The sequence below is a fragment of the Deltaproteobacteria bacterium genome (assembly GCA_016218975.1).
In the GTDB taxonomy this organism is placed as follows: Bacteria; Desulfobacterota; Deferrimicrobia; order Deferrimicrobiales; family Deferrimicrobiaceae; genus JAENIX01.
In genome coordinates, this window is the sequence record JACRCO010000057.1 from 1 (window position 1) to 12,325 (window position 12,325).

Consider the following 12,325-nt stretch of genomic DNA (forward strand, 5'->3'; position numbering starts at 1 on the left):
ACGTCGTACCCATCCCTCAATACGCGGTCCTGGCCGCCGATGAATGCGTCGCCCGAGAATAGCCATCCCCTGTTTTCCTCGAAAAGCACGATATGATCCGGGGAGTGGCCGGGGGAATGAATCACGCGGAACCTGCAATGCTCCGTCGAAAAGGTATTTCCGACGGGCTTTCCCGCGGACGGCGATGGCTCGCCGAAGAACAGCCTCTGATACGGAAGGAGGCGAAGCTTTCGCGGATCCGAAATTACCCGTAACGCCTTGTCGTGGGCATAGACGGGAACGCCCCGGCGCTCCTGCAGAAGCGCGTTGGCGCCGATATGGTCCTCGTGGGAATGGGTGTTGACGATCGCGAAGACGCTGCGCCCCGAAAGGGATTTGAGGAAACTTTTCCGAAGATGAAATATCCCCGTATCGACGAGCAGGCCGTCCACGAGGAAACAGGCGGAGCGATAAAGTTTCTTGCCGAGTAAGCGGCGGGCCATGACGAACCGGACCACGCCGCCTTCGACGACGTCGGCTTGAACCATGGTCAGGCGGTGGCGATCACTTCCATCGGATGGCCGGCGCGAGCGGGCGCATGGAGGTCCGTGTTCCGGAATATCGACGCGGCCTTCATCGCGTAGGCGTCGTATCTCTCCTCGTCCTCCACAAGGGCGTGGAGCGTCTTTTCGTTCAGGAAGTACCCCGAGCCGTTAGCCTTGTATATTCCCTGCGGGATGAGGAATTCCTTCTCGAGTTCCAGGAGACCCGCGTAGTGGGGCTCGAGACCGTTCCATATCATCTGGAAAGCGCGCAATGCAAGCCGGTCTTTCAGGGCGCTCCCCCGGTGGAAACGATAGGGGGCTTCGAATATGGCCCGCTGGAGCTGGCTTGGAAGCATCCGGGCGGGAAGAATGGTGACGGCGTGGCCGTTGAAGTACTTGTCGAGCCGGCCGGGGATATTGCGGCCCGCCGACAGCATTTCGTCCATGGTGCCCGGCACGATGCCGCGGGCATATACCTGGATATTGAACAGGCCGACCCGTTCCCCGAACTCGGCGATGTTGACCACGTCCTCGTAGCTGTCCCCGTCGAACCCGGCCACGAAGGTCGCCGGGACCTGGATCCCGCACCTCCTAAGGGTCTCGATCGCCGCGTAATATTTCTGCAGGTCGGTCTTTTTCCTCATCTGCAGGAGGCTGCGCGAATTGATCGATTCCAGTCCGAGGCATGCCCTGGCGAACCCGGCGCGGGCCATCATTTTGAGCGTTTTCTCCGGAAAAACGCCGGCGCCTCCGGCAAACTGGTCGGCGCGGCACAGGGCCGTCAGCGCCGGTTTGTCTTCGCGGCCATCGAAAGCACGCAGGAGCTGGTGCATCAGCTCTTCCGTATACGCGATGTCGCCGCCGAACAGGTTATCGCAAACAACGAAGTTCCTGATGCCGGTGTATTCGACGGTATGCAGCACATCATGAAGAACATCTTCCATCGGACGCACGTAATATCCCGATTTTCCGAACAATCCGATCCAGGTGCAGAAGGAGCAGGCGAACTTGCAGCCCCGCGAAGTCTGGATCGGCATATGCGCCGTGCGGAACCTTTTTCCCGCGTCCTCTGCGCCGGGGACGACGGTAAAATCGTATCGGTAGTCTATCCGTGCGATCCTTGCCGGCTCATGGTTGAAGCGCCACTTCCCGCCCAGGTCCCTGTAATGCAGTCCCGGGATCTGGGAAAGCAACGAATCCCTCGACATGGCGTCTTTTTCCTCGAGCGCCGAAAGGAGCGCGACCGCCGAATCGTCCCCCTCGTACGCGAGGAGATAGTCGGCGTAGCGCCTGGCATCATCAGGATAAAGGGTGGCGTGTTCTCCCCCCGCTATGACGGGAACGTCACGCCCCAACCGCTCGCGGAGCTTCGCAAGGAAAACCTCGTTCTCGTTCGCGGTCGCGGTAAGGCCGTTGACCATGACGAATTTAGGTTCTTCCCGGGCGACGCTTTCGATGTCGATGGATCCCACGTACGGCTGGAAAAGAAGGGATACGTCGTAATCCGTCCTGTCGGAAAGAACGGAAGAGATCACGAGCATTCCGAACCTGGGCATGACGATAAATTTGCCCAGATTGGGAACGGAAGGACTTAGCTCGATCAGGACGACTTTGTCCAGGTTCGTTCCCTCTGGCTTTATATAAAACCCCTCGGACAGAGGAAAACATAATATAACCGGTTTCCGAAAATGCAAATCTTTTTTTGAATGGGGAACTTCTACTGATATACAACATTAAAAACATCGCTTGTGTCGCTTCGCCGGTGCCGTTAAATCAGGAAAGCCTCCTGTTTTTGCGATCAGGAGGCTTTCCTGTTATGCGTCTTTCCTGCTTACCGGATTTGTCAGGCGCGCAAGCCTATTTCCCTTTCGCGTACGTCTCCATGAACGAAGCGAGAGTATCCACCCACTCGTAGGATGCGGCGTTGTACATCGAAACCCGGATCCCTCCGACGGACCTGTGCCCCTTGAGCCCGACCATGCCGGCTTTTTTCGCCTCGGCGATGAAGTTCGCCTCGAGTTCCTCGCTCGGAAGCCGGAATACCACGTTCATCACCGACCGGCTCTCCTTCTCCACCGGGGAGCGGAAGAACTGCGGGTTCTTGTCGATCACGCCGTAGAGGCGGCCCGCCTTTTTCCGGTTGATTTCCTCGACCTTCGCAAGCCCGCCCTGACCCTTCAGCCAGGCGAGGACGTTGCGGACCATGTATACGCCGAATGTCGGGGGAGTGTTATACAGCGACTTGTTGTCCGCGTGCGTGCGGAACTGCCAGATCTTGGGTATGTCCTTCCTGCCCTTCTCGATCAGCTCCCTCGATATCACGACCACCACCACGCCGGACGGGCCGATGTTCTTCTGGGCTCCGGCGTAGGCGATGCCGAATTTCGTGATGTCGAAGGACCGCCACAGGAAGTCGCTCGACATGTCGGCGACGAGCGGAACGCTCCCGGTTGAGGGAAATCCCCGCGTGGAGTCCGCATTGAACTCCACGCCGTGGATCGTCTCGTTGGAGGTGATGTGCAGATAGGCGGCCGCAGGATCGACCTTGACGTCGGCGGGCGCCGGAACCCTGGTGTACTTCTTCTCCTTCCCTTCTCCGACTCCAAGGCTTTGCACTGCGACGTTTGCGCCGAACAACGCCGAAACCATCTTCGCCTCTCCGAGCGCCTTCTCGCCCCATGCGCCGGTGATCAGATACTGGGCGATGCTCCCCTTTTCAAGGAGGTTCAGGGGGATCTGCGCGAAGAGCGCCGTAGCCCCTCCCTGGAGGAGAAGGACCTCGTAGCTCGCCGGGACGCCCAGCAGCTCCCTGACGAGCGCTATCGCCTCATCGTGCACACCTTCGTACTCTTTGCCGCGGTGGCTGTGCTCCATCACCGACATGCCGCTACCCGCGAAATCGAGCATTTCTTCGCGCGCGCGCTCCAGCGCAGGCAGTGGAAGGGCGGCCGGGCCGGCGTTGAAATTGATCTTTCGGCTCATAAGTGTCCTCGCCAAGGCGCGGAGGGGATTGCCGCGGGTCGCGCCTCTCGCCCGTATTTCCCGCCAGGGTTCGCAGCGGGAATGCAGGCTTCATCGGCCGCGGGCCGGTTTCCCATTTTTCCAAGGGCGGGGCGAACCGTCAAGAGAAACGTTGTATACTGCATCCGATGCCCCGCTCCAGCCTCCCAACGGGAATTTTCTATCACCCCTCCTTTTCAAGGCGAAGCTATCTTACCGTCGGATCGAGGCTGGCGGACTTTCCCGGTGCCATGGACACGGTGCTGAAGGGCGGCCGGGCGAGGATGTACGAACCCGGACCCGTATCCGCCGAATTGCTGCTTAAGGTCCACACCCCGGACCTGATCGAAGGCGTGAAGGCGGATCCCCTCTGCTCCACAGCATGGCACTCCGCGGGCGGCGTGGTGACGGCGGGGGAAAAAATCGCGGAAGGTGAAATCGCCAACGCCTTCGCATTCATCGGCGCGGGCGGACACCATTCGGGAAGCAATTTTTTCGGCGGATATTGCTGCTTCAACGATGTCGCCCTTTGCATCGTCAACCTGCGTGAAAAATTCGGGTGGAGGCGTTTCGCCATACTGGACACCGACGCCCATCACGGCGACGGCACCCGCGATCTCTTCCTTGACGATACCGACATCCTCCACGTCTGCGTGTGCGGAATGAGCCACGAATCGCCCGACGGAACGAAAGTCGATCTCCCGTTCCCCGACCCCGGCGAAGGGCGGTGGACCGGCGGATCGATGAACGACCTCTATTTCGATACGGTTTCCCGCGAGTTCCCCGCACGGGCGCGAAGCTTCCGCCCCGACCTGGTGTTCTGGTATTTCGGATTCGACACTCATCAGGGTGATTACGGCGACATCGGCCTTACAGGCCCCTGCTACTGGAATATCGCCGCCCTTATGCGGGACCTGTCGGAAGAAATCTGCGGGGGAAGGCTTGAAGTGGTTCTGGGCGGCGGTTCACATACCCGGTTGGCGACGTATCTGATACCCCCGATTCTCGATACGTTGGCAGGAACCGGCTGATGCTGTCCCGACGCCGGCCGGTCCGCCCTCCGTATTTTTTATATATACAGTATACAGTCGATTCTGTGTTATAGTCCGGTTCAACGTATTCATCCTGAGCTATTTTCCACAACCACAAGGAGGGGCAGCCCATGGCAAGGAAGAAGATTGCGATTATCGGTGGCGGTCAGATCGGCGGAGTGCTCGCCCAGCTTTGCGCACTGCGCGAACTCGGCGACGTCGTGTTGTTCGATATCGTCGAGGGAATGCCTCAAGGCAAGTGCCTCGACATCGCGGAGGCCTCCAAGGTTGACGGGTTCGACGTTACGCTTAAGGGAACCAACAACTACGCGGACATCTCCGGCTCCGACGTCGTCATAGTGACGGCGGGCCTCCCGCGCAAGCCCGGCATGAGCCGCGACGACCTGATCGAAGTCAACTCCAAGATCATGACCCAGGTCTCCGAGGGGATAAAGAAATTCGCCTCCAACGCGTTCGTCATCGTCATCTCCAACCCCCTGGACGCCATGGTCACCCTCTGCCAGCGGATCACCGGCATCCCGTACAACAAGATCATCGGCCAGGCCGGAGTCCTCGACTCGGCCCGGTTCGCGACGTTCATCTCCTGGGAGCTCGGCGTCTCCGTCCGCGACGTGACGGCGATGACCCTGGGCGGGCACGGCGACGACATGGTGCCCCTCGTCCGGTACACCAGCGTGGCCGGCATTCCCGTGATGGAGCTGCTGGAGAGGAAGTACGGCAGCGCCGCCAAGGCGAAGGAAGTCATGGAAGCCATGGTGAACCGCACCCGCAAGGCGGGCGGCGAAGTGGTCGCCCTGCTCAAGACCGGGTCCGCGTTCTACTCCCCCGCCTCCTCCACCCTCGCCATGGTCGAGTCTATCCTGAAGGACCAGAAGCGAGTCCTCGCCTCCTGCGTCTACCTGAACGGAGAGTTCGGGGTTAAGGGATATTTCGTGGGCGTGCCCTGCGTGCTGGGCGCCAACGGCGTGGAGAAGATCATCGAGTTCAAGCTCGACGCCGGAGAGCAGGCGTTGATGGACAAGTCGGTCGCCGCCGTGAAGGGGCTGGTCGACACGCTTAAATAACGCATTCCGCAGTTTGCCGCCCTCCGGTCCGGCGCGGTCCGGGGGGCGGCGCCTTGTATTATCTTTAACCCCGTCTCATCACTAGATGGATTTCCCGGCTCAACTCCTGGATCGTGAACGGCTTCCTCACCCTGCCCCGGAACCCGTAGTGCGCGTGGTTCGACAGGACCGGGTCGTTGGAATATCCGCTCGAGACGATCGCCGCCACGCCCGGATCGGCCTCCCGCAGTCTCCGCACGACCTCCACTCCCCCCGTCCCCCCGGGGACCGTCAGGTCCAGGATGACCGCATCGTACGGCTCGCCTGTCTCAAGGGCGCGCAGATAGAGCCGGGACGCCTCATCCCCGTCACGGACGACGCTCACGCGGTAGCCGAGTTTCGTGAGCATCTCGCCGATAACGTCGAGGATGATCTGCTCGTCATCCATCACAAGGATTTTCCCCACCCCGCGGAATACCGTCTCATCCGTCCTGGATTCGGGTGCCGCCTGCTTCCCGGAAGCGGGGAGGTAAAAGCGGAACGTCGTCCCCTTCCCCGGTTCCGATTCCACGACGATGTTCCCGCCGTGCCTGTTAATGATGGAATAGACCGTGGTCAGCCCCAGTCCTGACCCCTTGGGTTTCGTGGTGAAGTACGGGTCGAATATCTTGTCGAGGTTTTCCGGCGGGATCCCGATCCCATGGTCGCTTATGGAGACCTTTACGTACTTTCCTTCCTTGAGGAGCAGGGAATTCCCCGGCGCAGCCGTGAAATTCTCACCCTCGATCCGGATCGATCCCCCGTCCGGCATCGCCTGGTCGGCGTTCAGTATCAAGTTGTTGACGACCTGGCTGATCTGGCCCGCGTCCACGTCCGCCGGCCAGAGATCGGCAGGGAAGGAAAATTCGCACCGGACGTCGGATCCGCGCAGGGCGAACACGGCGGATTCGTCGATCAGGTCACGTATGGAAGCGGCGCTCCTTACGGGTGCGCCTCCCTTGGAGAACGTGAGAAGCTGCTGCGTCAGGTTCTGTGCGAGAAGGCATGCCTTCTCAGCTTCCAGCAGCCGCTGGCCCTCCTTCTTCCCCTGGGCGGAGGCCATCATGGACAGGGCGATGTTCCCCCTGATGGCTGTAAGGAGGTTGTTGAAGTCGTGGGCGATGCCGCCTGCAAGCACGCCGAGCGATTCGAGCTTCCTCGACTGGATCAGTTCCTCCTCCATCCTCCTCTTTTCCGTTATGTCCCGTGCGACCCCGATCCCTCCCACGATGTTTCCCGCCGCGTCCTTGAGCGGCGAAGCGGACATCTGTACGTGTTTCAATCCCCGGTCCGCCGCCACGGACCGTTCGATCCTGTGAACCTTGCTTGTCCTGAAGACTTTTTCCATCGGGCAGTCATCGCACACTGCGGGCAGCTTGTGATACGCCTCGTAGCAATATTCGCCGACGTGCGGCCCGACTATGTCCCTGTGCGCGTTGTTCTGGTACAGCACCTTGAAATCCCTGTCGACTATGCTGATCCCGTCCCCCATGGCATCGATGATGCCTTCCAGCCTGGCCTTCTCCACATTGACACGATAGATCGCCTCCTGAAGCTCCGTCCCGCTGCCGCCTTTCGCGGTGATGTCCGCGATGATCCCCCGGAAGCCCACGACGTTGCCGTCCCGCCGGATCGGAGCAGCGTACACGTGAACGAACAACGACGAGCCGTCCTTCCGCCTGGCCTTGTATTCGTTGCCGTTGGGTTTCAGCCCGTTCACCGCGCGCAGGATGTTCTCTTCCACCCGGTCCCTGCTGCCGGAATCGAGAACCCGGAAGATATCGATCCCCTTCTCGATATCCTCACCGGTAAATCCGAAGGTTTCGCCGGCGTGGCGATTCGCGAACGTCAGGTTTCCTTCCAGGTCCATTTCGAATACCGACTGAGGCAGGGAATCGATCAACTCCCTGAAGTCGATTTGACGGTTCTTCATCGATCCGCCCCCTCGATATCCGATTTGGAAACCTGGAAACACGAAACCTTGCAGGAAGACATACCAATAGCATTATCGGAATTTAAGAAATCAAAACAAGTAGAATCTGACAAGGCTATCGGGAAAGAAACCCCTCTATCGTTCGGAGCGCCGCAAGCGAACCATCCGGGATCGACAGGTGGGGGTCGTCGATCCATGGCTCCCCCGGATTGATCCGGATTACGGTCGCGCCTGTCCGCCGCCCCATTCGTTCGCACATGCTCCGTATCGTCGGAATCGCGGTCCCGGCGCCGATTTCGACGACCGCCGTCTCGCCGCCCATGTTCTCTTCGAGGAACCTGTCGAACCGGTTTTCCTGGCAATCGGTTCGGTTGCTCAGCCATGAAAAATCGCCGAACATCAGGATATTGGGTCTTGCCGTGCCTCCGCACCGGATGCACGACGGAATCCTGAGCGCCCGCATGGTTTCCTCGTTTACGGGAATCTCCTCGCGATTCGGCCAGATTTCATCGGTGCAGGGTGAAAGGCATTGAAGGTGATGGATCGATCCGTGAATTTCCAGCACATCCTCCTCCCCGAAACCGGCCTTCTGGAAATGGCCGTCCACGTTGGATGTGACTATGAATTTTTTCAGCCCGAATCGTTCCACCCACCCCCGAAGGATACGAAAACCTTCATGAGGCTCCGTGCTGCGGTAGAGGTTGGCGCGGTGTCCGTAGAAACCCCAGCCGAACGCTGGATCGCGGCCGAAATGCGCGGGATTGGCTGCGCCGACAAAGGTTATCCCGAGTCTCTCGTACATCGGGTAGGCGTTCCAGAATCCCTTTTCTCCCCGGAAATCCGGCAGCCCGGAATCCACTCCCATCCCCGCTCCAGAGGCGATCACAAGCGCCCGCGCCTTCCCTATCGCATCCGCCGCACGCCGGCACGCTTCCAGCAGGTCCATGCCTATTCCTCCACCTTCCGAATATAGCAAGCCGTAACGTCGATAGGGAAGCGGATAGGCCTTATAGCGATAAACTTTCCCGGTCGTTTTCCGATAAGGCTTTTAAGGCTAGGAATGGAGTTCTACCTTTGTTTTAAGGTTATGGCAAGCAGTTGAAACTTAACGTGAAATGCAACATGGAGTAAAAACCAGTGGATTCATTTCCGTTCCTTATCGCGAAATCGGTCCTGCTGATCCTCGCGGCGGCTCTGATTGTGGAGTACGTGATCAGGAGACGGACCCTGCATCGGGAGGCCGTCCAGAACAATTACAGGCAGCAGCAATTGACCGATCTGTCCCAGGAGTTGCACCGCCTCAAGAAAACCCTGGCGCGGAAGAACGAAATCGCCAACTCCATACCGCTGATCGCAAAGAAACTCACCGAAAGGCTGCCGCAGGACGCCCTCCCTTCGATCGCAGTGCGTTGCGCCAAGGACCTGTTCCATGCGAGGCAGGCGGGTTTCTTCGCGCCCGTGGACGATACCTCCGATTACACGCTGGAAGTAGGGGTCGGTTTCCCGCAGGACTGGCAGGGAAACATAAGGATCAAATCGGACGAAGGAATCCTCGGTATGGCCCTCCAGAAGAAGGTGGTCGTCGCCCGGGTGGATTCCCTTTCCTCGGCAGGACGGCGCCTGTCGCAGCAGTCCCTTGAGCAGATGAACGTTTTTCCCGATTTCGTCGCCCCGGTATTCGGCGTATCGGGAATCATGGGGGTTCTCGTGGTCGCGGGAAGTCCCCTTCCCCTCGACGAGGAACGGAAAAACATTTCCATGCTGGCCGACCTCTTTTCCGTGGCTTTGCGTAACGCCACCTTGATCGATTCGGGCATCACCAGGACGTGGGCCGATCATCTCACCGGCGTATCGAACCGGCTGCATTTCCTTCAGAGATTCGAAATCGAGATCCGCCGGGCGGAAAACTACGGCCAGGCCATTTCCCTCTTCATGTTCGATATCGACGAGTTCAAGAACATAAACGACACCTACGGGCACACCGCGGGAGACCAGGTTATAAAGAAGCTGGCGGAGATAGTCCGCCATAACACCAGAAGCTCGGACCTTGTCGGACGCTACGGCGGCGATGAGTTCATGGTGCTGATGACGTCGTCGAACATGGAACAGGCGCAGAAGTACGCCGATCAACTGAGGGGAAAAATCGCGGGCACGGGTATCTCTCTCCCCGGCTATGCCGATCCCGTGCGGATCACGATAAGCGGCGGCCTGGCGGTCTATCCTGCCAACGGGATCACGACGACCGAACTGATGAACGCGGCCGATGCCGCGCTCTACGAGGCGAAACGTACCGGCCGGAACAGGATGATCGTGGCGCAATCCCTGGGGCTGGACGGAAGCGTCATCTGCCACCATGCCGCGAAAGACGAAAAAATCCCGCAGCCGGAAACCGGACCGGAGGACGGGGTTCTTCCGCCTGCACCCCCGCTGAAGGAAATAATCAAGTAAAGTTTTCCGTAAGTATGTTAACCTACATGCATGGCGAATACCGCTCCATTGACGGTATCCCAGCGCCAGGTACTGACGTTTATACGGGAGTTCATGGCGCGGAACCGGTTCGCCCCCACGGCCAGGGAGATCGCCGCCAGGTTCGGAATAGCCGAGAAAAACGGTTTCTACTACCTGGATGTCCTGGAGCGGAAAGGATACATACGGCGCGGCAGGCACATGGCCCGGCGGATCGAATTCCCGGACGAGCCGTCGCACCCTGTCCCGATCAGGGTTCCCGTGCTCGGACGGGTCCCGGCGGGAAACCCCCTCGAAGCCGTCGAAGAACTCGAGGAGGAGTTGTTTCTCGATCCGTCCCTGACGGGAAGCGGCGAGATTTTCTCGCTTCGCGTCAAGGGGGAAAGCATGATGGATGCGCACATCCGTGACGGGGACTACGTCCTGGTCCGGTCGCAGCAAGGCGCCGATGACGGCGACATCGTCGTGGCCGTGATCGACGGGGAAGCCACGGTCAAGCGTTTCTCCAGGCAAAGGGGAAAAATCCGTCTCGAGGCCGCAAATCCGGCCTACCCGACGATCATCGTCCCTTCCGATTCCTCCTCTTTCCGCATAGCGGGCAAGGTCGTCGGCATTTACCGGAAAATTTGATCAGTAGGGTATCTTGACGATCCTGTCCCCCTTCCTGAAATAGTCGGCGGCGCTCATCATGTTCAGCGGGGTGGCGCGTGCGATGCTCACTTCGACCCGGTCGCCTTCCCTGAAATCCCAGAGGTCGACCTCCGCGCCCTGGACAACCTTGTAGTTCCACCGTACGCCCATTCCGTCAGTCACGGAAAATGTCCCTTCGGCCGGATCGATCTTCACTATTGTTCCGACTATTTCGCGCCCGCCCGCAACGGCGGGCTGCGCGCACGCCGCTACGGCCAGGAACGCGAAAAGCGCAAGGACCGCTCCCGATCCTCCGCAGATCTTCATCCGGGTCGACGCGTATCTCATAAGTCCTCTCCTTGCCTGCACGATTTCTTCATCGGCGCCCTTTTCCTCCCGTTACTCTTTGATAGTTCCCGGACCGAACCGGGTGCGTCCGGAAAACGATCTAAGAGTAATCGACGCGGCGGTCCGTCAACATTTATTTTCGTCTCCCGCATCCATCGGGAAAGAAGGAGGAAGAGATGCCGCAGCAATCCCTGATCGACGCAGCCAAGGCGCCCGTCATCGCCTTCGGCGAAAAGAACTGGAATGCATTGATGACCTGCGTTACGGCAGGAGTGCTCTACGATGAAGTGCCCACTCAACGGAAAACGCGCGGCATCGAGCATCTGCTCGAATGCTGGATGGGATGGAGCAACGCATTCCCCGATGCGAAGGCGACGTTCCACTCGCCGCACGTCAGCGGCAGCACCGTAGTGCTGGAGGTAACGTGGCACGGCACGCACAGGGGGCCGCTGGAGACACCGGGGGGCCGGATCCCTGCTACCGGCAGGCCGGTGGAAGTACCCGCATGCCTGATCGTGGAAATCGAGGAGGGCAAGGCCAAATCGCTGCGCCATTACTTCGACATGGCGACGCTGCTGCAACAGATAGGAATCGCGAAAGCCGCTTGATGTATGTTAACATACCTATATGGATGGCCCGCTCTCCATGCCGCAGGTCGACATCGAACGGGCCTCTTCCATCTGCCTCTCCCCGCCGCGGGGGAAGTTGGCGGGAATCTTCGGGGAGGGGGCCTGCCCCCTGGCGTTGCGGGCGCTGGCCCGCCCTCTCCTTCGCGGAGAACCCGTCGTGGCCGTGGACGGGGGGAACCGATTCGACCCGTACGCGATCGGAAAAGCGGCCGCGGCGCTGGGCGGAAGCGGGAGGGAAGCCCTCTCCCGCATCCGCGTCTCCAGGGCGTTCACCTGCCACCAGATGGAGGCGCTCCTCGTCCGCAAGCTGCCGGCCGCCCTGTCCCGGTACGACGCACGGCTGGCGCTGATCCTGGGACTGCCCGAGACGTTCACGGACGCCGACGTCCCTTACGCGGAGGCGTGCCGGCTCTTCCGGAGCTGCCTCTCCGCGCTCCGGCGGATATCCATGGAAGGCGTCCGCGTCGTCCTGGTCGGCAAGGCGGCGCCGCGGGACGGGGGACGCTTCTCCCCCCTGCCGGCCGCGGAAAACAGGGAAGGGCTCTTCCGGCACCTTGCGCAGACCGCCGACCCCGCGCTTTTCCTGTTGAAGGAAGGTGACGGCCGGCGATGGGAGCTGCGCCGGAGCGATTCCCGGCGCGCCGGCCTCCCGGGAGGATGA

The 12,325-nt window shown here is 60.1% G+C and carries 12 protein-coding genes; 6 read left to right on the plus strand and 6 right to left on the minus strand.

The features are described from left to right. The 3 genes from HY896_08010 to serC form a co-directional block, all read right to left on the minus strand. A partial coding sequence (locus tag HY896_08010) for an MBL fold metallo-hydrolase (protein ID MBI5576293.1) occupies window positions 1–527 on the minus strand: 527 nt, incomplete at its 3' end. Window positions 528–529: 2 nt separating this feature from the next. Further along, a complete protein-coding gene (locus HY896_08015) occupies window positions 530–2,080 on the minus strand; it encodes a radical SAM protein (protein ID MBI5576294.1) in 1,551 nt (516 codons plus the stop codon). A 301-nt stretch (window positions 2,081–2,381) separates the two neighbouring features. Continuing rightward, window positions 2,382–3,506, minus strand: coding sequence for a 3-phosphoserine/phosphohydroxythreonine transaminase (serC, locus tag HY896_08020; GenBank protein ID MBI5576295.1), 1,125 nt, complete (start codon window positions 3,504–3,506; stop codon window positions 2,382–2,384). 167 nt (window positions 3,507–3,673) lie between these two features. Here serC and HY896_08025 point away from each other — a divergent pair, with 167 nt between their 5' ends. Both HY896_08025 and mdh read left to right on the plus strand, forming a co-directional pair. Further along, window positions 3,674–4,555 carry a histone deacetylase gene (locus tag HY896_08025; GenBank protein ID MBI5576296.1) on the plus strand — a complete coding sequence of 294 codons (882 nt, stop codon included), beginning with the start codon at window positions 3,674–3,676 and terminating at the stop codon, window positions 4,553–4,555. 131 nt (window positions 4,556–4,686) lie between these two features. Then, on the plus strand, window positions 4,687–5,640 hold the full coding sequence (gene mdh / locus HY896_08030) for a malate dehydrogenase (GenBank protein MBI5576297.1): 954 nt from the start codon (window positions 4,687–4,689) through the stop codon (window positions 5,638–5,640). A gap of 64 nt (window positions 5,641–5,704) precedes the next feature. Here mdh and HY896_08035 read toward each other — a convergent pair whose 3' ends face one another. Then, entirely contained in the window at window positions 5,705–7,591 is a 1,887-nt protein-coding gene (locus HY896_08035; GenBank protein MBI5576298.1) for a PAS domain S-box protein, read from the minus strand. 115 nt (window positions 7,592–7,706) lie between these two features. Further along, window positions 7,707–8,537, minus strand: coding sequence for an NAD-dependent deacetylase (locus tag HY896_08040; GenBank protein MBI5576299.1), 831 nt, complete (start codon window positions 8,535–8,537; stop codon window positions 7,707–7,709). A gap of 191 nt (window positions 8,538–8,728) precedes the next feature. Between HY896_08040 and HY896_08045 the strand changes: the two genes are divergently transcribed. Both HY896_08045 and lexA read left to right on the plus strand, forming a co-directional pair. Then, window positions 8,729–10,039: a GGDEF domain-containing protein gene (locus tag HY896_08045; GenBank protein ID MBI5576300.1), complete on the plus strand. Its 1,311-nt coding sequence runs from the start codon at window positions 8,729–8,731 to the stop codon at window positions 10,037–10,039. 30 nt (window positions 10,040–10,069) lie between these two features. After that, the gene (lexA, locus tag HY896_08050) at window positions 10,070–10,687 is read left to right on the plus strand and encodes a transcriptional repressor LexA (GenBank protein ID MBI5576301.1); all 618 of its coding nucleotides are present in this window, start codon (window positions 10,070–10,072) and stop codon (window positions 10,685–10,687) included. On the opposite strand, the gene HY896_08055 is transcribed toward lexA, so the two are convergent. After that, complete coding sequence (locus HY896_08055) at window positions 10,688–11,035, minus strand: hypothetical protein (protein MBI5576302.1); 348 nt, start codon at window positions 11,033–11,035, stop codon at window positions 10,688–10,690. A gap of 176 nt (window positions 11,036–11,211) precedes the next feature. On the opposite strand from HY896_08055, the gene HY896_08060 reads away from it, so the two are divergent. Both HY896_08060 and HY896_08065 read left to right on the plus strand, forming a co-directional pair. Beyond that, window positions 11,212–11,643: an ester cyclase gene (locus HY896_08060; protein MBI5576303.1), complete on the plus strand. Its 432-nt coding sequence runs from the start codon at window positions 11,212–11,214 to the stop codon at window positions 11,641–11,643. 37 nt (window positions 11,644–11,680) lie between these two features. After that, a complete protein-coding gene (locus tag HY896_08065; GenBank protein ID MBI5576304.1) occupies window positions 11,681–12,325 on the plus strand; it encodes a hypothetical protein in 645 nt (214 codons plus the stop codon).

Excerpts from the sequence above, each read along its gene's own strand:
- HY896_08060 (MBI5576303.1), top strand. The coding sequence starts at position 11,212 with ATGCCGCAGCAATCCCTGATCGACGCAGCCAAGGCGCCCGTCATCGCC.
- mdh (MBI5576297.1), top strand. The coding sequence starts at position 4,687 with ATGGCAAGGAAGAAGATTGCGATTATCGGTGGCGGTCAGATCGGCGGA.
- HY896_08055 (MBI5576302.1), bottom strand. The coding sequence starts at position 11,035 with ATGAGATACGCGTCGACCCGGATGAAGATCTGCGGAGGATCGGGAGCG.
- HY896_08065 (MBI5576304.1), top strand. The coding sequence starts at position 11,681 with ATGCCGCAGGTCGACATCGAACGGGCCTCTTCCATCTGCCTCTCCCCG.
- lexA (MBI5576301.1), top strand. The coding sequence starts at position 10,070 with ATGGCGAATACCGCTCCATTGACGGTATCCCAGCGCCAGGTACTGACG.
- HY896_08040 (MBI5576299.1), bottom strand. The coding sequence starts at position 8,537 with ATGGACCTGCTGGAAGCGTGCCGGCGTGCGGCGGATGCGATAGGGAAG.
- HY896_08025 (MBI5576296.1), top strand. The coding sequence starts at position 3,674 with ATGCCCCGCTCCAGCCTCCCAACGGGAATTTTCTATCACCCCTCCTTT.
- HY896_08015 (MBI5576294.1), bottom strand. The coding sequence starts at position 2,080 with ATGCCCAGGTTCGGAATGCTCGTGATCTCTTCCGTTCTTTCCGACAGG.
- HY896_08035 (MBI5576298.1), bottom strand. The coding sequence starts at position 7,591 with ATGAAGAACCGTCAAATCGACTTCAGGGAGTTGATCGATTCCCTGCCT.
- serC (MBI5576295.1), bottom strand. The coding sequence starts at position 3,506 with ATGAGCCGAAAGATCAATTTCAACGCCGGCCCGGCCGCCCTTCCACTG.